Origin of the sequence: Parachlamydia sp. (genome assembly GCF_050255895.1) — a bacterium.
Taxonomy (GTDB): domain Bacteria; phylum Chlamydiota; class Chlamydiia; order Chlamydiales; family Parachlamydiaceae; genus Parachlamydia; species Parachlamydia acanthamoebae.
The window spans coordinates 1-21,815 of the sequence record NZ_JBFWIR010000043.1; the positions used below are offsets into that span (position 1 = coordinate 1).

Annotated in this window: 22 protein-coding genes and 1 tRNA gene; 7 read left to right on the forward strand and 16 right to left on the reverse strand. The window is 37.7% G+C overall.

Annotated elements, in window-relative coordinates:
- Positions 1–95: 95 nt before the first annotated feature.
- The 3 genes from AB7E63_RS08485 to AB7E63_RS08495 all read right to left on the reverse strand — a co-directional run bounded on the left by AB7E63_RS08485 (position 96) and on the right by AB7E63_RS08495 (position 2,151).
- Entirely contained in the window at positions 96–956 is an 861-nt protein-coding gene (locus tag AB7E63_RS08485) for a DUF6492 family protein (RefSeq protein WP_428419202.1), read from the reverse strand.
- A 92-nt stretch (positions 957–1,048) separates the two neighbouring features.
- Positions 1,049–1,432 carry a VOC family protein gene (locus AB7E63_RS08490; protein WP_059358646.1) on the reverse strand — a complete coding sequence of 128 codons (384 nt, stop codon included), beginning with the start codon at positions 1,430–1,432 and terminating at the stop codon, positions 1,049–1,051.
- Positions 1,433–1,521: 89 nt separating this feature from the next.
- Positions 1,522–2,151, reverse strand: coding sequence for an LA_2272 family surface repeat-containing protein (locus AB7E63_RS08495; protein WP_013925044.1), 630 nt, complete (start codon positions 2,149–2,151; stop codon positions 1,522–1,524).
- Positions 2,152–2,227: 76 nt separating this feature from the next.
- On the opposite strand from AB7E63_RS08495, the gene AB7E63_RS08500 reads away from it, so the two are divergent.
- Together AB7E63_RS08500 and AB7E63_RS08505 are read left to right on the forward strand one after the other, a co-directional pair.
- Entirely contained in the window at positions 2,228–2,641 is a 414-nt protein-coding gene (locus AB7E63_RS08500) for an acyl-CoA thioesterase (protein ID WP_428419204.1), read from the forward strand.
- A gap of 162 nt (positions 2,642–2,803) precedes the next feature.
- Positions 2,804–4,408, forward strand: coding sequence for a hypothetical protein (locus AB7E63_RS08505; RefSeq protein WP_006341935.1), 1,605 nt, complete (start codon positions 2,804–2,806; stop codon positions 4,406–4,408).
- A gap of 82 nt (positions 4,409–4,490) precedes the next feature.
- Here AB7E63_RS08505 and AB7E63_RS08510 read toward each other — a convergent pair whose 3' ends face one another.
- Positions 4,491–5,087, reverse strand: a complete 597-nt coding sequence (locus tag AB7E63_RS08510; protein ID WP_006341936.1) for a hypothetical protein — start codon at positions 5,085–5,087, stop codon at positions 4,491–4,493.
- Positions 5,088–5,293: 206 nt separating this feature from the next.
- On the opposite strand from AB7E63_RS08510, the gene AB7E63_RS08515 reads away from it, so the two are divergent.
- Positions 5,294–7,378 (forward strand): DUF3857 domain-containing protein, encoded by a 2,085-nt coding sequence (locus AB7E63_RS08515; RefSeq protein ID WP_428419207.1) that lies wholly within the window; start codon positions 5,294–5,296, stop codon positions 7,376–7,378.
- Positions 7,379–7,430: 52 nt separating this feature from the next.
- Here AB7E63_RS08515 and AB7E63_RS08520 read toward each other — a convergent pair whose 3' ends face one another.
- Positions 7,431–8,084, reverse strand: a complete 654-nt coding sequence (locus AB7E63_RS08520) for a hypothetical protein (protein WP_428419209.1) — start codon at positions 8,082–8,084, stop codon at positions 7,431–7,433.
- A 160-nt stretch (positions 8,085–8,244) separates the two neighbouring features.
- Between AB7E63_RS08520 and AB7E63_RS08525 the strand changes: the two genes are divergently transcribed.
- On the forward strand, positions 8,245–8,739 hold the full coding sequence (locus tag AB7E63_RS08525; protein WP_428419211.1) for a GNAT family N-acetyltransferase: 495 nt from the start codon (positions 8,245–8,247) through the stop codon (positions 8,737–8,739).
- 209 nt (positions 8,740–8,948) lie between these two features.
- Here AB7E63_RS08525 and AB7E63_RS08530 read toward each other — a convergent pair whose 3' ends face one another.
- From AB7E63_RS08530 to AB7E63_RS08540, 3 genes are all read right to left on the reverse strand, one after another.
- Positions 8,949–9,149 (reverse strand): hypothetical protein, encoded by a 201-nt coding sequence (locus tag AB7E63_RS08530; protein ID WP_006341940.1) that lies wholly within the window; start codon positions 9,147–9,149, stop codon positions 8,949–8,951.
- A 376-nt stretch (positions 9,150–9,525) separates the two neighbouring features.
- On the reverse strand, positions 9,526–10,317 hold the full coding sequence (locus tag AB7E63_RS08535) for a hypothetical protein (protein ID WP_428419213.1): 792 nt from the start codon (positions 10,315–10,317) through the stop codon (positions 9,526–9,528).
- A gap of 692 nt (positions 10,318–11,009) precedes the next feature.
- Positions 11,010–11,198 (reverse strand): hypothetical protein, encoded by a 189-nt coding sequence (locus AB7E63_RS08540; RefSeq protein WP_148265736.1) that lies wholly within the window; start codon positions 11,196–11,198, stop codon positions 11,010–11,012.
- Between the two features lie 292 nt (positions 11,199–11,490).
- Here AB7E63_RS08540 and bioB point away from each other — a divergent pair, with 292 nt between their 5' ends.
- Genes bioB through AB7E63_RS08555 form a run of 3 tightly spaced genes read left to right on the forward strand, consistent with a single transcriptional unit; the run spans position 11,491 to position 17,211 of the window.
- Positions 11,491–12,492: a biotin synthase BioB gene (bioB, locus tag AB7E63_RS08545; protein ID WP_428419215.1), complete on the forward strand. Its 1,002-nt coding sequence runs from the start codon at positions 11,491–11,493 to the stop codon at positions 12,490–12,492.
- Complete coding sequence (locus tag AB7E63_RS08550) at positions 12,470–13,771, forward strand: metallophosphoesterase family protein (protein WP_226987338.1); 1,302 nt, start codon at positions 12,470–12,472, stop codon at positions 13,769–13,771. Before bioB ends, AB7E63_RS08550 begins: the two co-directional genes overlap by 23 nt.
- Entirely contained in the window at positions 13,768–17,211 is a 3,444-nt protein-coding gene (locus AB7E63_RS08555) for an AAA family ATPase (RefSeq protein WP_013925056.1), read from the forward strand. Before AB7E63_RS08550 ends, AB7E63_RS08555 begins: the two co-directional genes overlap by 4 nt.
- On the opposite strand, the gene ispE is transcribed toward AB7E63_RS08555, so the two are convergent.
- The 8 genes from ispE to AB7E63_RS08595 form a co-directional block, all read right to left on the reverse strand.
- Positions 17,177–18,013 (reverse strand): 4-(cytidine 5'-diphospho)-2-C-methyl-D-erythritol kinase, encoded by an 837-nt coding sequence (gene ispE, locus AB7E63_RS08560; RefSeq protein WP_241209010.1) that lies wholly within the window; start codon positions 18,011–18,013, stop codon positions 17,177–17,179. The two genes, AB7E63_RS08555 and ispE, sit on opposite strands and share 35 nt — an antisense overlap.
- Positions 18,014–18,094: 81 nt before the next feature.
- Positions 18,095–18,592 (reverse strand): 50S ribosomal protein L9, encoded by a 498-nt coding sequence (rplI, locus tag AB7E63_RS08565; protein ID WP_006341949.1) that lies wholly within the window; start codon positions 18,590–18,592, stop codon positions 18,095–18,097.
- 26 nt (positions 18,593–18,618) lie between these two features.
- Positions 18,619–18,876, reverse strand: a complete 258-nt coding sequence (gene rpsR, locus AB7E63_RS08570; RefSeq protein WP_006341950.1) for a 30S ribosomal protein S18 — start codon at positions 18,874–18,876, stop codon at positions 18,619–18,621.
- A 13-nt stretch (positions 18,877–18,889) separates the two neighbouring features.
- Positions 18,890–19,234, reverse strand: a complete 345-nt coding sequence (rpsF, locus tag AB7E63_RS08575) for a 30S ribosomal protein S6 (protein ID WP_006341951.1) — start codon at positions 19,232–19,234, stop codon at positions 18,890–18,892.
- A gap of 50 nt (positions 19,235–19,284) precedes the next feature.
- Complete coding sequence (gene pth, locus AB7E63_RS08580) at positions 19,285–19,881, reverse strand: aminoacyl-tRNA hydrolase (protein WP_006341952.1); 597 nt, start codon at positions 19,879–19,881, stop codon at positions 19,285–19,287.
- A 10-nt stretch (positions 19,882–19,891) separates the two neighbouring features.
- On the reverse strand, positions 19,892–20,452 hold the full coding sequence (locus AB7E63_RS08585; RefSeq protein WP_006341953.1) for a 50S ribosomal protein L25/general stress protein Ctc: 561 nt from the start codon (positions 20,450–20,452) through the stop codon (positions 19,892–19,894).
- A gap of 102 nt (positions 20,453–20,554) precedes the next feature.
- Positions 20,555–21,517, reverse strand: a complete 963-nt coding sequence (locus tag AB7E63_RS08590) for a ribose-phosphate diphosphokinase (RefSeq protein WP_013925058.1) — start codon at positions 21,515–21,517, stop codon at positions 20,555–20,557.
- Between the two features lie 27 nt (positions 21,518–21,544).
- Positions 21,545–21,616, reverse strand: a tRNA-Gln gene (locus tag AB7E63_RS08595).
- Positions 21,617–21,815: the final 199 nt, after the last annotated feature.

The window sequence follows — 21,815 nt, forward strand, 5'->3', positions numbered from 1 at the left end:
ACATTTCCCCCATTTCATAAACAAACCATCGTGATTTTTCAGGAAATAATAGCTAAATTAATTTATTTTAGCAATTGGATGAAAATAAACTCTTACTAAATTCTTGACCATGCATGACAAGATACGTAGTGATAACCTTGTGCTTTATACTGAGATAAATGCTTCAAATTCGAAACATTTTTCCATTTCAAATGCCGCAACTTGACTTGATTCGTTCTAGAGAAAACAAAATTAAAATAGATCTCAAATTCGGATGCTCCAGACGCAAGTGTATAATCCGCACTCACGCATCGACAAAAAGCCTGCCATAAAGGCATTTTGTGATAGTTTTCAACGGCTGTGAATAATTCCTGCAAGACAGGTGCTTGAAAAAGCATGTGATGGGAAATTCCTGAATGTTCAGGATATAAACGTCTTAGCCCAGGAAGAAAACGATCGGCATGCTCAAAATAAGTTTTGTGATATTCCGTTCCAGGATTATACAATCCTCCAAAATCGGCTCTCAAAAACTCAACTGGATTTAAAAAAATGGTGTCTGAATCCAAAATTAATATGTTTGAGGAAATATCGGGAATCACAAACGCTGCGTAGTATTTCAACATCTGTTGATAATACCAACCCAACCTCGCAGGATCTTGTAGATAATACTGAGAAGCATTGGTATCTCCTTTTAAAAGATGAAATGCAATCTCAGCTTTATTGAAGGGAAAGTTTGCTTCATCAAACCACTCAGCCTGATCGGTTAAAGGATGCGAAGAAACAACAATGATACGTCGAATTTGAGCACAGTTTGCTTTGAGACCCGCAATGCAAAAATTCAGAATTTCTAAATCTTTCGCAGTACAGGGAATGACCACATCAATAGCTTCGTCTGTAAAAGAGTATTGTTGAGCAGGCAAGGAGCCCTGAATCAAATGGAAAAAAATAAAAATAAAAACATGGATAAAACGCTGCATGATGTCCAAAATTCCCGTCGCAAATTAATCAACACAGCTTTTAACACATTCGTAGGAATATTAGAAAATAGAAAAATTTTCTGAAAAGCATTTCAATTCAGGTAATTAGACATTTCGACTAAATTCAAATCGGGATCACGGATATAAACGGACAAGATTTTACCTCTAGCCCCAGTACGCTCAACAGGCCCTTCAATGATTTTAATATGATGCTTTTGTAAGTGCTCAATGATATCGACTAAGGGAGTTTTGACTATCAGACAAATATCCAATGAACCGGGAAGAGGATGGGCAGCTTTTGGTTCAAATTCCTTACCCATCTCGTGAAGATTGAACTTTTGCGCTCCACATAAAATTGCTTTTCGATTGTTTCCAAACGTGACTTCTTGCATACCTAGAATGGCACAATAAAAATGAAGACTTGCTTCAATCGACTTGACTGTCAATACAACATGATCGATTCCAACATAGTCCATGATGAGGTCCTTAGAAAAAAGGGGGCTATCATTGCACGCCCCCTGTATATTTATCCAAAAATAGTTTTTTTTGAAAATGATTTCATCAATTAAAAATTCACATTTAAGATGGGGAGAACTTTGACATAGCGTCGGTTTGTTTGAATATTCAAAATCCCAATCTGAACCCCTTTAAGAGAGTTTGTATAATTGACGATTCCCAATTGTAAGCCTTCAACATTGCGAGAAAAATTGAAAAAACCAAATTGAACGCCATGAATTTCACGGGCGACATTAATCCATCCAAGTTCAATCCCTCGTAGGTTTTGTCCAACGACATTGATAAGACCTTCTTGAATACCGTAAAAATCTCCTTTTACTTGATTGAACAACGCACGCTGGAAACCGTAGAAATCGCCTTTGACTAAATTGACAAAACCTAATTGTGCTCCAGCAAAATCCTTTTGAACAAAGTTCATTGCACCAATTTCAAGCCCTTTGACATCTCCATGGCAAAAATTCAACAGTCCGAGATCTAATCCCGTTACCCCCGCATTTTCTCCAAAAATTAGATTTAATCTCACACCCTTTACACAAGCTTCTTTCGGAGATGTTTGAATGGGCGAAAACAACGAAACAGAAAGAGGAACTGAGCATGCGCAGGTATCCGATTCGTCCGCAGACACATTTGTAAAACTAAAAAACAGGCAAGTTGCAAATACTATAATAATTTGTTTCATTTTATCTTCCTAAATGAATTATAAGGAGGAAACATTGTGATGCAGCGATAAACTACTTGTCAATCGGAAACATTTTATGAAAAAACAAGTTTACACATACCCCATTACGATTAAAGAAGTTTACCTTGACCTTTATGGTCATGTGAATAACGCCACCTATTTGACGCTTTTTGAAGAAGCTCGTTGGGATTTAAGCAATCAAAATGGCTATGGCGTGGAAAAAATTAAAGAAACAGGCCAGGGTCCGGTTATCCTTGAAGTCACCATGCGTTTTCTAAAAGAACTTCGTCTAAGAGAGAAAATTAACATTGAAACATCAGTCGTTTCCTATGAAAAGAAAATAGGCAAACTTTTACAAAAAATGGTTCGAGAAAGTGAAATTTGTTGCACAGCCGAATTTACAATTGGCCTTTTTGATCTCAAAGAACGTAAACTCATCCCTCCTACACCCGAATGGCTAAAAGTGATCGGATACCCGGTCGAAACATAAAAATCATTTATTTTCATTTTTAATAAATGTAACAACTCCTGTTTTTAATTTTTATTATCTATCCCCTCTCATTTGCATATAATTCCACAAAACAATTAATTATGTTTTTAATAAAAGAAATGATAAAATTTCTGTTTGAAACAAAAAAACAAAAGGAAATTTATGCAAATTATAAATTCTAATATTTTAAAAGGCGGGAATGAAGCAACCCCTTTAATTTCTTCTTCCTCTCCTTCACAATCACCTTCTCTGGCTATTTTCATAGAGACACAAGAAATAATCAAAAAAACCAAAAATTCTTCTTTGGATACACATCAACTCGTCTTGTCTTGTAATAAAACAGAACAAGAATGGTTAACATATTTTCAAGGAACAAACATCATTTTAAATCGCTCCGTTCAAGAAATTGGTCTCTATTTAATTCACTCATGGAAAGAGAAAAATCCCGAACAAGCGCTTCAACTTCTTCAATATGTCGCAAGAATTCAAAATGACTCAGCCGAAATCCTACTTAATTTGTTTGTCCAACTCTCGGATTCAACACCGAAAACTTCTCAAAATCTTAAAATTCGTTGCGAAATCTTACGTCAATTTGTACAAGAATGTGAAATTACAGATGAAGCAACAAGAGCGGTTTTAAGTAATCTACTCAAGCAAATTGATGAAGATCTGCAATTCATCAAAAAATCAAAAGAAAATTATAGCAACGCAGAATATATTGATTTAATCCAAGAATTTGAAAAATTCGAAATAAATAAAGACTATGCTTTAGAAATAATTAGCAAAAATAAAAAAGCATATACACAAAGATTAATAGAACAAGCACAGGACATCTCACAAGACCTCAAATTAGTAGATAAAATTGGCACTCCAGAAGGTAGAGAATATTTGCTTAATGCTATTTGTAAAAGAATGACTTACACACAATTTTTAGAAGCACCGGCCTTAGAATTTGTTAACTATTGCATTAAATATTATACGCCTTCCTTATTTAGAGAATGCTTAGTATTCTTAAATAAATTCGAATCTCGGCAAGTAGATAATTTAGAAATTAAACTACTAAATAAAATTAGTGAAATGTCCTTTTCAACTGCTGCAAGCTTAAATGAACGCCTTGGGCTCTATGTAAATGAGACTTATACAGAAACGTTACTTGCTTCGATTATATCTTCAAAAGAAAAAATCTTAAAAAAAGTATCTACCCAAAAAGAATCACAACAAAATATCAATTTAGATCCTCTCTTAAAAGCTTTCGTTCATGTCACTAAATTATGCTTCAACAATCTTGAGAATTCACCCACTTTAAATTTGTGTTCTGAAATTTTTCTTGCAAAAATCAATTTTCAAAAAAATGAAAATGCAAAAAATCCTCTGAATGCACAGGATGCTAACATTGTTTGGAAAAGCGCATTTTTAGCTGTTTGCAGACAAAAATCAATGTTTCCTGATCCAAACAAAATTTTTGATGCGCTTTGGTTTAAATTTTTAGATTCTGATAAGAATAGAACTAATATAGATAAAGGGGAATTTCTATTAGAAATTTTTAAGGATTTAGAAAAAGATGATTTCTACATTGAAATAGTTTGCAAACACTTAAAAACTTTTATTGATTATTTACCTAAAAATTCTAAACTCCCCGAAAGCACCATAAATTACCTTAAATGTGCATATGAATATATTTCAGAGCCTACATCGCCAAAATTAAAAGCAATGACTTCTTCTCTTATGAAAAAGATCCAGAATTGCGTGAGATCTCGAAGCAAGTAAACCAACAATAAATAAAAAAGGCTCACGAAAGTGAGCCTTTTTTATTGACATATCTAAACTCGTTAAACGCGAGCTGATGAATTTAGTGTCTTGGTCTATATTGACCAGATTCCCACATAATTTCATCGAAATTTTTAGCTATCCAGGCAGAATGCCCATATTTCTTTTGAACATCAAAGTGTTCTTCAAATGAAGAATAAACAGGCAAATAAGCTTCTCGAGGATAAAACCCTTGTTTAATTCCTTTCGTCACGATTTCAGAAGCTTTTAAAGAATTGCAATATTCCACATATTCCACTTCTCTTACATAAGAAGATTTATTAATTTTTCCTGATGCTGCCAAATTATCTAAACGCTTTAATTCGCGTGTTGCAACTGCATTGTGCAATTCAAAAATAACAGATCCAATAATCTCACCTGCATCTTTGCGATTTCCACAGTTAACAAAGATTGTGCGATTATCTAGTCCCCAAAAAGCTCCGAAATCAGCTTCTAAAGACTTATTAACTTCGATTCTAATCGGACCATCTTTTAAAGCTGTGTTGATTAATTCACACGCTTCTGGAAGTTGGCGGATTGTTGTAAGAACTGGGCGTAATTGCGGATCGCAACTAATGGATGCCTGTAATGGTTGAAAAATACAAAACAATGAAACAACAGAAATTAATAATCTAAACATTAGACCTCCAATTATTATTAATTCATCAAGCATAAGTAATTAATAGATTAAATAATAGCGTAAAGTTTTTATTAATAAAGACCTAGAAAAATAAATATTTTTTTTAGATTTCAGAGTGGGTTTAAGGCCCCTTTTATTGAAAATTCTTCTTTCAAAAAAAATTATGGATAAGAGATAATCAAAATAATTTTTTTTGAGGAAATCACATGTTAAAAAAACGACTCGCTGCAATTATTTTTTTTATTCTTTCAATTTCGACCTTCTCTTTTGGTGTAGAATTTGCCCCCAATTGTTCAATTGACATACAGCCAAACTGGGTCAAAGAAATCCCTCTTGAAAATGGGGATATCCTTGAAAAGGGACAAAATTTTGAGCTTGTACTGAAAGACCAGCAAATACATCTTGATGAGGAAACTCGCTTTACACACTTTGCAAAACGTCTTTTAAATCAAAATGGCGTGCAGCAACATTCTCAAATTGAAATAGAATTTGATCCTTCTTTTGAGTCACTTGTCCTACATAAAATTCATGTGCATCGAAACCAAGTGACTTCAGATCGCATTTCTTCTTGTCACATGGAAGTTATCCAGCAGGAACAAGAATTAGATTTTCAGCTTTATAACGGCCGAAAAAAATGGGTCATTTTTCTTGAAGATGTACAGCCAGGCGACATCATTGAATATGCCTACTCGAAAAAAGGAAAAAATCCTATTTTCAAAGGCATTGCCGATGGAACCATATGGCTAGAGCATGAAGAACCTATTTTATACAGCTATTTTCGGATGATTGATGGCAGTCAACGCTCTTTATTTTTCAAAACGCAAAATACATCTTTAACACCGACTCTTCTAACTTTTCCTGAGCACCAAGAATGGACATGGGAATTGAAAAATATTGTACCAACCCAATTCGATCCTTTATGCCCACATTGGTTTTTGGCAGAACCTGTTATACAAATTAGCGAGTCAAAAAATTGGGCAGAAGTGGCGCAATGGGGAACCAAAATTTTTGAGGTTCTAGAGGCCCCTTCCCAAGAGATCAAAGAACTAGTGGATAACTGGAACAACCAACCGATCTCTTCAGAAGAAAAAATCTTGAAAGCCATTCGATTTGTTCAAGATGAAGTGCGCTATTTAGGGTTTGAAAGAGGAATTCATACACATATGCCCACTCAGCCAAATATCGTTTTTAAACGTCGTTTTGGAGATTGCAAGGATAAAACATTACTACTTAAAACCTTCTTAGAACTAATGAATGTAGAATCTTATCCTGTCTTAGTCAATTCCGGAATCCGAGACCATCTCTCTGATTGGCATCCGAGCCCTCTCATGTTTGACCACGTGATTCTTCAAGTGTGCTTAAATGAAAAAAAATATTACGTGGATTCTACACATCTTTTTGAAGGGGGAAATCTCGAAAAACTACAGTGCAATTTATTTCAAAAAGGGCTCATCCTTAACGAGAAAACCACTGATCTTACAGATTTTCCAAAACTTTCCCCTGCGCCTCTTATTGTCACATCAACCACTTTTGAACTCGCCAATTCTAAAGATACCGTCATTTGCAAAATAAAAAAGGATTTCAAAGATTTTGAAGCCAATTATATGCGTAATCTCTGCACCCAAAATAAGCCTAAAGAATTTGAAAAATTCCTTTGCGATTTATATGCGAAAAAATACGGTCAGCTAGAGGTCATGGAACCTTTAAAAATTCAAGATGATAGAGAAAATAATCAAGTATCCCTCGAAATGGCATTTGAAATCTCTAATCTTTGGAATCTCGACGATGAAGAAACAATAAAATCTTTCAAATTTTCCCCGGTTTATATTTCGGACTCCTGCGAACTGAATTTTTCTCTGATGCGCAAATCTCCTCTTTATTTGGATTATCCCTGTTATACCGTAGAAGATTTCTATTTCATTAATCCTGAGCAAGAATGGACTCAAGAATCCTCTCAAAATAAGTATGAAAGTGATGAAATAGCCTTCTTTACCGAAGTGGCACCCAACAAGCATCAGCTGCACGTGCATTTTGAGATGTCGACGAAGAAGGACCACGTCCCTTTTGAATCGTTGAAAAACCATCGATCCATTTTAAAGAAAATTGAAGATCAACTTTTTTTATCTCTCTCGTTGCCAACGGAAGTCGCTTTAAAGAATGCTGAAATCTCAGACGGAACTTACACGCTTTTCAAATGCCTTTTTGTCTTTATATCGCTGGCAAATCTAGGTTGGTATTTTACTAGAGAATATCGAAAACGCAAAATAGGTGCCCTCGTAAATCAAGGGTAAATGGAGAAAATGCTGGAAAGCTTCAAAGGAGACTTTCCAGCTAATGAAACAATTAGTCTTGTGCCTCATCTAGAAGCATATTTCCCCATTTTAAACGCAATCCCAACTTATCTCCATTTGCACGAATAATTTGAACTAAACTGATTCCCCCTCTTTTATTTTCTAAATCAGGTGCAATCCTGATAGGTTGCGCTTCATGATAAATGACATCTGTCTCTAGCACTTCCTGCACACAAGTCGAACGAATTTTTAAAATTTCCCCTTCTTCTAAACCTTTAAACTTAAAAAAATACGTCGTTGGAAATACACCTAAAAGTTCCGCCTCAATTGAGAAAGTCTTTTCCTTACTCTTTTTGCGAATCGGTTTCGGAATATAAGAAGCTTCAGTAAGAATAGACCCATTAGGATGACACACACGACATTTTACCCGTTCTCCTCGAGCTATTCCGTCTAGATTAAGACCGTACCCCTCTAATTTTCCTTCTCCACCAATCGAAATCATTCCCTTTTCATCAATTTGGATTTTTTCTAGGAATTGATAAACATGTGGGTCCAACTGCAATCCCCGAGCAAAAGATACGGAGAGATCCTCATTGATAGGAAAACCGTCCATAATCATCATATGTTTGGCTGCACCCGCTGACCTTTGCTGAGAAGTCGTCGCAACAATCTTTGCGAAAGGCATGATCTCTTCGATGTTTTCCATACCATTGCAGACTCCTGTAAGAAAAAAAACAATCCCATATATTATCTTAATAAAATTTTTCATGATCCTCTCTCTTTTATTCGTTTTCTCTAAAAAAATATTTCAAAAATACCAAACGTGGGAGATGATAAAATTAGTTTGAAAAAAAATAAAGGAATATATGAAAAAATTTTACTTATGGTTTCTCATATTACTGAGCATGAGTGTTGTCATCTCCGCACAAGATGTAAAAACCTGCACATATCAGATTGTCAAAGAAGAACATGATAATCCCTACGTGTCTCAAAAAATTTTGCAAGGATTGCAAAACCACATGCTTCCTTTCTTTAAAGAAAAAAAATCACAATTTTTTATGGTTTATGCCCGTGATGCAAATGCGGAAGTCATAGGGGGCCTTTCTGGAGATATTTTAGGATCCAGCGCATGCATTGATTACATGTGGGTGGATGAAAAATATCGATGTCAAGGTATTGGCACACGTTTATTAAAAGAGCTGGAAGCTTATGCCAAAGCAAAAAATTGTACGCACGTGCAACTGTTTACCTACGATTTTCAGGCAAAAAAATTTTATCAAAAGCTAGGATTTCAGTGCGTTAGCTCCATTTCAAATTGGGTAGAGAACTACGAGCTTAATTTTTTTAAAAAAGAGATCTAGATACAATAAAGAGCCACTGCTCGATCAAGTGCAATGTTGATAAACCTAAAACCATTAAGAATCGTCTTTATCTGAGTTTTAAAAAAATTTTATTTGTGGAAGCATAATAACAACATGATCTAGCAAGGTCTTTAAAAAAGCTTCCAAAATCAAACTCTTCGTGTGCTGATGACGTAATTTTAGAAGCTAGAATGAGAGATTTTCTGTTTCTAGATTTTTATCTTTAAGAAGGATCGGATGATTTTACTAATTAATTCCCCATTCGCAAAGACTTTTGAAATGATCCCAGATGATTTGCTTTTTCTATCCACATCATCAAGATGAAGTGAACGATAAAAATCTACATTGTCTTGTGTCTTTAAATTCGCTCGATCATCAATAAAACGCATGGAAAGCTTTAAGCTGCCCATTGAGCTATCCAAAATTTTCGTTCTTTCTTTACTTTCTTTAGCACAGACAATAGATTTGACCTTGCACCTTTGGAGCAGGTCCACAATATAAGCTAAGAAAAATACGCATTCATTTTTCTATAATAAAAGCAAATAATGCAAGCGCATAACACACCTATGTGCATGTGCACATAAGATTTTCAAAAATGTAGTGCTCCCAGACCTCCTAGCTGCTCCCTTAGGCATAGGAGCATAACTAGTTATGACTAATAATAAATTTATTATGTCAACAGAAAGACGAAGATTTTGATTGAGAAGAAAAACTAATCCAGACATTCTGGAGCTCAAATTGTAAGGAAAATATCGAGTAGAAACAAATCATTTCACAAAGTTATTTCTATTCTGGAAGCATATCCAATATTTCCAAGACGCTAAAAATTTCTTTTCGATTAAACTTACCTTCCTGAACTAATTCAAGTATTCGTTTTTGAATAGCCATGAAGGCTGAAATATCAAACTCCATATTCGTTGCTTTGCTTCCGAAGTTTCCCCAATCCTCTTTTGCTTCCTCAAAATAGTCTAATCGAAACCCCGTAAATGGCCTACACGGAATTAAAGGAACTCGGCCAGTTTGGTGAATGACAAATTTTTCTAATACCGGATCTTCAGAAAGATTTTCGGGATATTGTAATGTTTCTAAAGCTTCTGCCTCTTTTACATTCAACCCTCCTTGTTTAAGAAAGCAGATAGCTGAATAACAGTCTTTAAATGCTATGCCCAATTGAATGATTACAGCTAAGAATTTCATGAATGCAAAACCAACAGATCTCCCCTCCTCCATTCCTTCTATTGTGATCGGTTCAGTGATTGTAATACAACGTTCACCACGAATAGGTAATCTTGCATTATATGCATTTACATCATCTTGTGTGACATCTGGCAATATGCTTTTGACAATCGACAAAACAGAACACGATTTACTCATAACCAGATGCTTTACAAAAGTCGCTAATATTTTAGGTAACACAGATAAACGTTTGTTCCATAATATCCTTCTTTTGTTTTGCAACATTCTTTTATAAATTAAAGAGGATGTATGAAATGCCTTTCTAACATAGTTGAACACCATGTTATTAGGGTCATCCTCTAAATGGTGGAGCAACCCATTTTTAAAGGATATATTAAACATTTTGCAGCTATTGACAATGGCACATCTATCTCTGAAAGGAAGTAGATGAAAAAATATGATCCATAAGTTCAAAAGGCAATTTCAGCAGGTTATTTTGTTTAAATTGTCTACATTTAAGTGCGCTATTAGAACGAGAATTGGTAAGACTGAGATGAGCAGGCATCAAAAGTTTATTTACTCTACTAGCAATCAAAATGCAGGTGCTTCCTAAAATTCTGTCATATATAACGGTGGAACTATAACCAGAGCAATTGCAAAAGACAGAATATCTTCCGCTCTTTCTCTAAAATCTGTTCGATTACTTTCTTGGCAGTTAAGCATTTGCTAATCCAGGTTTAAGAATGACATCATTTGGACCTTTCATTTTCTAGCCATTAAAAAATAAGCCGGATCAATGTTTTGATAAAACCTTAATATTGGACAAATCGAATAAATACAATTTAATTTTTTGTTGAAAATAAACCCCGCTTCAAATTTTTAGGTTAGACCTGCTCCAAAAGCTCAATTTATTGACATGCTATAATAAAAAAACAGTTAATACCTCTAATTGGGGGAAGACATGAATATCGATAATCATTCTTCATTGGGTGGGAAATACACTATCAAAATAGGGTAAAAACAGCTCTAGGTAATATAGGCATTGCGAAATTGTCAATACCTTTGCAAAACCTTAGTTTAGAAAATCATATTCATCATCGGCCTGCTCTCCGGTAATTTGTTTCTTCTTTAGAAGTGACTTCTTTTTTCGCAGCAATTTCATTCTTTTTGTTTTGGAAAACATTAGTGATTTTTTCCACTTTTACATCTTTTTGGAAATTCTTTTTTATGATTATCTTCATCGGGATTCCATAATGAATTAGGGCATTTTTATTACCAACCATGTTCATATTAAAATTCCTTTTTTATTGATTTATTTAAATACTCTTAGTTTGATCAACTGTATTTTAATGCACATTCATTTTGCATTTCATGACTGATTCGTACGACTCTAATAAGGGACAAATCATCAATGGCCTTTTGGGATACGGCGCATCTTGCTTCAACTTTGGCATCCGAATTATATGTCATAAAAATAAAATAAAGGCTATTCCATGGCAATCATGAAGCCTTCGGAAATTGGTTGAGTGAATCTCTGCGATTCAGTACGATTTTATCCTTATCAAGGAGCAATCTATGCCATATCCAATTCGTCATAACTGGTCTCGTGAAGAAATTTCATCGATTTATCATTCCCCTCTACTAGACCTTATTTTTGAAGCAGCTTCTGTCCACAGAAAATTTCATGCTTCAAGAGAAATTCAATTGTGTACACTTTTATCCATCAAAACGGGCGGTTGCCCTGAAAACTGTTCTTATTGTCCTCAATCTGCCCGTTATAATACAGATGTTAAAGCAGAAGCCCTCATGCAGCTGGAAGAAGTCTTAGATGCAGCAAAAAATGCAAAAAATGCCGGCAGCACCCGTTTTTGTATGGGAGCAGCTTGGAGACAAGTGCGAAATAGTCCCGACTTTGAACGTGTTTTGGTTATGGTGAGAGAGGTCTCACAACTAGGCTTAGAAGTTTGCTGCTGTCTTGGCATGCTAACGGAAGAACAAGCTAAAAAATTAAAGGAAGCTGGACTTCACTCTTACAATCACAATGTCGATTCAGGTGAAGAATTTTATCCGAGCATTATCACATCCCGCACTTATCAAGATCGCCTGAACACATTAGAAAATGTCAGAAAAGCCGATCTTTCAGTTTGTTGTGGGGGCATTATTGGATTAGGTGAAAAATCCGAAGATCGGATTAGCATGCTCCACACCTTAGCGACTTTACCTACACATCCAGATTCTGTACCGATTAACATGTTAGTCTCAGTGAAAGGAACCCCGCTTCAAAATCAAGCCCCAATCCCCGTTTGGGAAATGTTACGCATGGTCGCGACAGCCCGGCTGATTATGCCACAATCCATGGTTCGCTTATCTGCTGGTCGACTTTCTTTGTCAGATGCTGAGCAAGCTTTGTGTTTCATGGCTGGTGCAAACTCAATTTTTACTGGCGATAAGCTTTTAACCACACCTAACCCCGATTTTGATCGCGATCAAATCATGCTTAAAACACTGGGTTTAGTCAGCAAACCCGCCGAAAAATCCGCAGAAGAAGAAACATGTGAGTGTACCACTCATGCCTAACTCCGTGCGCTTGCTTTGCTTAGCAGATTTGCATCTAGGTCGCAGCTCTCCTCCTCTTCCGGAAGGTTTGACGGCGACACAATTTACATCTCGAGCGGCTTGGGAAGCGATTGTACACTATGCTGTGTCTCCTGAAAATAAAATTGACGCGGTATTGCTTTGTGGGGATGCTGTAGATCAAGATGACCTCTTTTTTGAGACTTTTCACGTTTTTGAAAAGGGTATCAGAGCACTAATTGATGCCAAAATTCCCCTTATCGCCGTGACAGGAAACCATGATGCCTCTGTTTTTCGAAAACTAGCCCAAACCATATCGTCCCCTTTCTTTCATTTATTAGGCAAAGACGGAAAATGGGAATCGCTTCTTCTCACTTTAAATTGCCGCAATATTCGATTTGATGGATGGTCTTTTCCTGAAAATCATGTGTCTTATAATCCCCTACAACGCTATCACAATGACTTGCCCTCGATAAGTTCGACAGACCCTGTCATCGGCCTCTTACATTGTGACTGCCCAGGAACAGCTTTAAGTCGATACGCTCCTGTAAAAGTGCAGGATTTTGATGGATTGCCTCCATTAGCTTGGGCTTTAGGACATATTCATAAACCGACTACTCTTTATCAAAATCCCTTAGTTTTTTATTGTGGTTCTCCTCAAGGTTTAGATGCGAGTGAAAATGGTGACCATGGAGCTCATCTTTTAGAAATTTTGCCAAATCATGAAATCAAAAAAAATTTCATTTCTTTTGCCAAAATTCGTTGGGAAAATATCCAATTATCCATTTCTCAAACGGACATAGATAACTTTGAAGAAAGACTCATACGTGAATTTTCTGCATTGCATGCATCCTTTGAAAACCACTCTCCGTTTTTGCAAGCTGTAGGATGTCGTTTGACTTTGATAGGCAGTCATTCCGCTTATAGGCAAATCCCCACCCTGATCGAAAAAATGCAAAACCGCGTCCTTTTTTCCATCAACTCGGTGGAGTATTTCATTGAACATACGCAAAATTACACACAGCCCTCTTATGATTTAAAACAGTTAAGTGAACTTTCTGATCCAGCGGGTCTACTGGCCAAGCAGTTGCTTGCACTAGAAAATAGCTTGCCAGATGTTCAGTCAATTTTGCAAATGACACGAGCACGCCTTTCTTCTGCGCAAGAAAAGTATGCATACTTTTCCCAGTTCGAAGTTTCCGATGAGCAAATAAAAGCATGGTTATTGCAATCTGGCTATCAAGCCCTCGATCTTCTGCTCAGTCAAAAGGAAAAAGAATGAAGCTAAAATATCTCGATATTCGACGCATGCCGGGTTTTCTTCATCAAGGCCTACGCTACAAGCAAGAAGATTTAGCAAAGTCTAATTTGCATGTCGTGATTGGAGCTAATGGTGTTGGTAAAACAACGACCTGTAAAGCCATTCGAGCTCTGTTATGGCCCTCTCTTTCTCACTTAGAGCCAACCTCCTTGCATAGCATTTGGATTACAGAAGGAGAAAAAATAGAGCTTTCCTTAGAAGGAAAACATTGGAAATGTACACCCGCCAATCCTGAGCTACAAAAACAATTACCTCCACCTTCCTATGCTTCTTGCTATACATTAACGATTGAAGATCTTCTGTCTTCGGCTTCTGATCAAGACTTTGCTGCAGAGATCGCAAAACAGGCTCGTGGAGGCTATGACCTTAGCCATGTTCGTAATCATCCTTTTTTCACGATTGGACGCTTCAAAGGCAAATCAGATAAACAAGATCTTGATCTAGCTCTAAAGAATCTGCGTTTAGCAAAAGAGCAACAACGATCTCTTAAACAAGACGAAGAGTCCCTTTTTACAATTGAGAAAGAGATTGAGGCAGCGAGTCATTCTCAGAGCTTACTTCCCCTCTTAGAAGATGCATTGCGCTGGAAAGAACTTGATGAAGGGATGCAGGCTTTATCTATGCAAATACGTGGTTATCCCGCTCAACTTGAAAAATTTCGAGAAAATGATCAGGAGATCTATCAACAGCTTCGCATGCAAAAGCAAGAATATGGCCTACGTCTTAACAAAATTGAAAAAGAGATGACCAAAGAACAAGAAGTGCTTAAAGGGCTTCCTTTTTCACATCTTTCTTTACCTTCTCCACAAACTTTAGAGAACATTCAAGCCTTACTCGATCAGCTAAAAGAAGTCCAAGATGACAAAAATCATGTTAAACAAGCTTTGACCCAGGCAAACCAATCTTTAAGTAAGTATCGAGCTTTTATTCATTTATCCCATACGGATACTTTTACTTTGGAAGAACTCTCACGGGCTCAACAATGGACGCAAGATTATGAGGTGCTTAAACAAAAACGAGAGATTATACAAACCCGTATACATATCCTTGAAAATTCCTCTACGGTCATCTATCCTCCTGAAACACTACGCGAAGGCACAGCCCTTTTAAATTTGTGGAAGGCCACACGTACCTACAGTCCAAATCAACATTGGGTAGCCTGCTTATTTACCTTACTTTTAAGTTTGTTTTTTCTGATCATACCGTCTTTGTCTAACTTTCCTTGGGAATGGGCTCTCATGGGGTCTTCATGTGGATTAATGACTCTTTTTCTATGGTTATGGAATCATCCTTACGATATTGTTAAGCAAGCCAAAGAAAAAGTTCAAAATCAATACAAAGCCCTGCAGCTTCCTCTTCCACATGCATGGAGCGATGAAGATGTTGCACACACACTAAATGCAATCGAAAGCCATTGGGGACAAGCTCTTCGTCATCAGGAAGATACTGGTCTTCGTCAGGAATTATCCTTTCATGCTGAAAGCTTAGAAAAGCAATGGGACCATCTGTGTGCAGCATTGGAACTTTATCCCATGGAGCAAGAACGTATTTCATATCCGATTCTTTATGACTCGATTAAGAATGTGATTCTTTTACAAACGAGTATTGAAAATCATGAGCAAAAACTTGCATTGCATGTCGATGAAGAAAAAACCATTCTCAAAAAGCTATGCGCATTTTTTCATGTTTTTACCGAACAAGAATTAACCCATCATGCGCGCGCTTGGCAGCTATTTTTAGATGTTTGTCATCAATTCGAACAAATTCGTACTTGTCAAAGTCATCTCTCCCATTTACAAGAGCAATTTGATCATCTTAAGCAAGATCTGAATGTTTTGCAAGAAAACATAGACGCCTTGTACAAACGCTGTGAATGTACCTCCGAAGAGATTTTGTTAGAATGCTTACATCTATTTTCTGCTTACCATCAATTGCGTCAAACCTACCAACACAAACAAATTGAAGCAGAAGTCTTAAAGCAACGGTTAGCACAACATCCAAATCTTTTAAATCTTTCACATGTTGAGCTCCAAAATTTAAAAAATACCTCTTTGCTCATGGCAAAAGGCATAGAACGATGGATGGAGAAAAAAACCGCAATCAAACAAGCTCTTCAGTTCGCTGAAAATGCTTATCAACTCGAAGATGCACATACACAAGTGCTGGAAAAACAAGCAAAGTTTGAACGTGTATTTGAAGAATTTGGGCTAGCGATTGCTGGTCAGACCCTTCTAGATAAAATTGAAAAGGACTATCAAAGAGAGAGCCAACCCGAAGTCTTTTCGATCGCCAATGAGTGGTTTTCGCGCTTTACAAAAGCACATTTTTCCTTAATTATTCCTGAGCAAACGACAAATGGATTTGAATTTTTAGCTTACGACACAAAGTCTTGCGAAATCAAAAAACTCCATGAACTTTCTCGAGGAACACAATCTCAGCTCATCTTGGCTGTTAGATTAGCGTTTAATCTCTTCATTGAAAAAGAGAAAAAACCCTTACCCTTTTTCTTAGATGAAACCCTCAGTGGGTCAGACACGGAACGTTTTTATGAAATAGCAAGATCTCTCTGTGAAATCGCAGCTACAGGCAGACAGATTTTTTATTTTACCTGCCGTGAAGCCGATATGCACGCTTGGGAACAGATTGTAAAAGATCACAAAGGTTTAACTTTCAATCGGATTGATCTTTCATCGATGCAACCATTAGAAAAAATAGTCCCCAGCATGATCCCTATGCAAACTCGACAGCCATTGCCAGAAGAAACTCTTGTAGATTATGCGGCCTTTTTTACAATCCCCCAAATCATTCCGCATCTAGGGAAGGGACATGTGCATGTTTATCATCTTTTAGAGGAAGCCGAAGAGCTTTATTATTTGCAACATTTGCACATCCAAACGTACGGCCAATTGAAGCAACAGATGGAGTTAGGTAAAATCCAACGTTCTTTTGGAAATGAAAAGACTTGGAAAAAAATTGCCTCAAAGGGACTCATCCTAGAGCAATTTTTCGCATGCTGGAATGTGGGAAGAGGAAAAGCTATTGATGCCGAAATTCTAACGCGTTGTGGAGTGAGTGATAAATACCTTGAGCCCATCTTAGCCATCGCAGATCAAACTCATTACAACAGTTCTAAACTGCTTGAAATCTTAGCAGCAAAACAAGATGAGCGATTAAAAGGTTTTCGTCTGCAAACATTGTCTAGGCTAAAAGAAGTACTTATCGAGGAAGGATATGTGGATACACGAGAACCCCTTTCATTAGAAAGTTTTCAAATCGAGCTTCTGCAAATTGCAGGCCCCTCCATTCAAGCAGGGATTCTCACTCCTCAGGAAACAATACAGTTTATCAACCAACTTGGGGACAGAATTAAAGCGTATACCAATTTTCTGCAGAGCGATTAACAAAGCTTGTCTGGCAACTAAAGAGGTCTGTCGGAAGTTCTTTTTCAGATTGACCCAAACAAAAAAATGCAGAACCACTCCCAGACATCAGAACAGATTTAAATCCTGATCGCTGCAATTGCCGCTTTAAATCTTCCAGCTGAGGCAAACAGCCGAAGGCGGGTTTCTCGAGATCATTCACCAAAAGAGGAATCTGATTGGGATACATAAACGAATGGAGCAATCGTTCGGAATTCTCTTTGCAAGTATCATTCAAATCCAATTGACCGTAGATCCTAGCTGTCTCCAATCCCTCTGTAGGTTTAACAATTGTAACGGATTCATTTTGAAAAGGAGGGAGTGCTTGCACAATCTCTCCGCGCCCTGTACAAAAGGCTGTTCCTTTAGAAAAAAAGAAAGGGATATCCGAACCTATTTTTCCACTTGCTTGCATCAGTTGGAATGTCGATAATGTTTGGCCAGTGAGTTGGTTGAGAGCCCATAGCGTGGTAGCGGCATTGCTACTCCCTCCTCCCAAACCAGCTTGATGAGGGATTTTTTTTTCCAAATGCACTCGAATTCCAACGGACAAACCACTTATTTCACGAAACAGCTTGGCTGCTTTTAAAACTAAATTTGATCCATCTGTAGGGATGGAAGGGTCGGTACACGTTAGCTCATCTTGATCCGCAAGCGCAACATGCAAGGTGTCGGCTAACTTAATGGTTTGCATGAGGGTTGCCAAACGGTGATATCCATCATCTTGACGCGAAAGAATCTGTAAGAAAAGATTGATTTTAGCTGGAGAATAGAGGGTGAGCATGCCAGAAACTCCAAGGAGAGAAAATGAATAAACCACAAAGATCACATTGCTGTGCTCTTTGTGGTAAAAATAATCGCGTAATTATTCGCTTTTTTCTGCGCTTTCAGCCTCTGCTGCCTGACGGCTAGCTTCTTCTGAAATCACTTTCAACGTAAACGATCCTGTCACACCTTCTTTTAATTTCACTGGAATTGTGTAAACTCCAATTTCTTTAATAGGATGCTTTAGACCAATAGAACGCTTCTCTAATTCAACTTGCTGAGTAGAAAGTAAATGAGCAATATCTGCAATTGACACGGAACCATACATATGTCCATCATGGTCAACTTTCACAATAGATGTCAAAGTGACTTCAGCCAATTGAGCTGCAATTTTTTCTGATTCAGATCTGTCCACAGCAGCTTTTTTCTCACGTTCTTCTTGTAAACGTGCTCGCATTCTAAGAGAACGCTTATCTGCAGGAACTGCAACGCCTTGAGGCAAAAGGAAATTACGTGCGTATCCAGGCTTAACTGATACGAGATCTCCGCTTCGTCCAAGATTTTCTACATCTTCAATTAATAGCAATTTGTGTGCCATGAGACTTATCTCCTAATCTGTTAATCTTATACTTCAGCCACAAACGGCAACAAAGCGATATGACGTGCTCGCTTAATGGCTTCTGCTAAACGTTTTTGGTGATAGGCTGAGACACCAGTAATACGACGTGGCAAAATTTTACCTCGCTCGGTAATGAACTTGCTGAGGGTACTCACATCTTTGTAATCAATTTCTGTGATCCCAGCAGCAGTAAAAGGACATGTTTTACGCTTACGCGCACGCTGATCTCTTGGATGTGCACGCTTTGTGTTTCTTGTTGACATACTTAAATACTCCTTACTGTGCTTCAACCAAAGATTTAAACTCAATTTTTTCCATTACTTTATCTGTGCGTAGAGTAATGAAACGGATCAGATCTTCGTTTAAATGATAATCATGCCAAAGTTCGGAAATAGCGGCAGGATCGACACTAAAATAAAGTAAATAATAGTACCCTTCGCGGTGTCCATCGATTTGGTAGGCCAATCGACGTCTTCCTTGGTCGTGAACTTTAAGGATTTCTCCCCCATGTTCAGTGATTCCATTTTGAATCTTTTCAAGGGCTTTCTTGCGTGCCTCATCGCTTAGTGTCGCGCTGATGACATACATCCCCTCGTATAAATGCTTTTGTTTTTCACTCATTGCTTATTCTCCCGGCCATGTGTGATGGCCTCATAAAGTTAGTGAAATGCCTAAGAACTCTTATTGACGACATTCATGGCTGCTGCCAGGTCTTGCGTCAGTAATCTCTCTAAAATGTTAGCCCCTTGTTGTAAGAAGGACGCTAAATGAGGCATCTCATTTTGTGAAAAGTTATCTAATACATAATCTGCTAGGTCATCCAGTGAACTTTCTCGATCTGGACGGCCAATTCCCATTCGCAAACGTGCAAATTGGGTAGTTCCTAAGTGGCTAATAATGCTTTTAAGTCCGTTATGCCCACCTGCACTCCCCTGCGATCTTAAGCGTATAGCTCCAAAGGAAAGATCGGCATCATCCACAACAACCGTCATAGATGAAATGGGAATCTTGTAAAAATCGACATAACGTTTAACAGCTTGCCCGCTTTCATTCATAAAGGTGGCAGGCAGCAAAAGATGAACTTCTCCTGAGTGAAATTTCTTTTTTGCTACCGTTCCCTTAAATTTACTATCTGGTGCAAGTGTAAATCCAAACTGCTGAGCATAGGCTTGAAGGACGAGAAACCCAATGTTATGTCGAGTCATCTCATATTTCTTGCCAGGATTTCCCAGTCCTACAAAGAGGTGTTGTTTGGATACTTCTTCCAAAATTCAATCCTTAACGTTTAACGATGGCAACAGCAACTTCACTCAAATTCATCAAAGGACGGAGTGTATTTGCGATTTCCAAATCAGAAAGACGTCTTGATTCGCCGAGGGACAAAGTTGAAATGTCAATCGGGAATGAAGCTGGAATATCTTTTGGCAAGCAGCGTACTTTCAATGAACGGATAACCTGACGTGGAACGCCACCTAATTTAATTCCTGGGCAATCAGCAACGCCTACGATTTCGATTGGCACTTTCACATTGACAGGTGTTCCATCAATTAATTCTTCAAAATCCAAGTGAATCACATCATAATTTGTGACGTTGTATTGGATTTCTTTAACAATGACTCGTCTTTCAGCACCATTTTCATCTTCAAGAATAAAAATTGTTGTTGAAAGATGGCCTGGCTCAACTTTACGGAGAGCTGCTGTAAACATGATACTGTCTACTGAAAGTTCTTCACCAGAACTTCCTTTTTTATAAATAACCGCAGGAATTTTTCCTTCGCGACGTAGCTTATTGACGTTACATCTTTTTTCAACATTTCGTTTAAAAGCTTTGAGTTTCATGGATCCTCCAAAAACCTAAGTTAAGTGAAAAGCAGACAGGGTTCACATGTAAATTTCTGAGCCTGCTGCAAGCAAAGCGCTAAGTTTAGCTATCGCTCAATGCTACGCTTCGTTAATTTCGTATAGGGAAGAGATGGACTGCCGTGATAAAATACAGCTGATTGCCTGACCTAAGAGACTTGCGACAGATACGATTTTGATTTTAGTCGATTGACTAAGTCGATCTGTGTAAGGAATTGTATTACTTACGAGCACCGTTTCAATGGGACTTTTTTCAATTCTTGCAACGGCATTTCCAACAAATAAACCGTGCGTAACTGCAGCAAAAATCCGACGGGCTCCCTTCTCTTGGCACGCTTTCGCAGCTGACACTAGCGTTCCAGCGGTGGAACACATATCATCAGCGAGAAGTACATCTTTTCCTTCGACATCCCCAAATAGAGTTGCAATTTGCACATCTGATACACTCGTCCGGTGTTTACTTGCTATTGCTAAATCCACTCCGAGTTGATGTGCATAATCTCTTGCGAGTTTAACACTTCCCACATCAGGGGCTACAACAGCAAAATTGCTTGGCATCAGATCATTGAAGGCTTCTCCTAGACGGAGACGCGCTTGCAAATTGTCAACAGGAATATCAAAAAAACCTTGAAGTTGCCCTGCATGCAAGTCCATCGTTAAGATTCTTGTTGCTCCGGCATCTACTAAGAGATTGGCCACCAACTTAGCTGTAATCGGAACACGGGGTTTATCTTTGCGATCTTGCCGGCAATACCCATAATAAGGGATGACGGCTGCTATGCTATGGGCTGACGCTCGTTTAAGAGCATCAATCATTATAAGAAGCTCCATCAAGTAGTTGTTTGGGTCGAGAGCAATCGGTTGAATAACAAACGTGTCTCGTCCACGCACATTTTCCAAAATTTGAACGGAAATTTCTCCATCTGGAAAACGCTCTAACTGAACTTGACCTAGCTTAACTCCCAGATAGTCGGCCACTTGTTGAGCTAATGTCGGATGCGATGACCCGGAAAACAAAAGCAAGTGTGATGACGGACTGGGCATTTAACTATTCCAGTATTTAAGTCGTAATTGGGGTGGAAGGATTCGAACCCTCGCATGGCGGTACCAAAAACCGCTGCCTTACCGCTTGGCGACACCCCAGTAATGTCGTACACGCTTAATTTAAAGATGAGATCTTATACTGAAATCGATTTTTTGTGCAATACCTAAATGAAAAAAAAGAAAATTTATGTATTTTTTTTCTGCAAAATCCTCTCGACAATGATGAAAGCTAATGCTTTTCTTCATTTAGCATTTTACTTCTTTGAGTCATTATATGCATATTCCGATCTTTCATGAT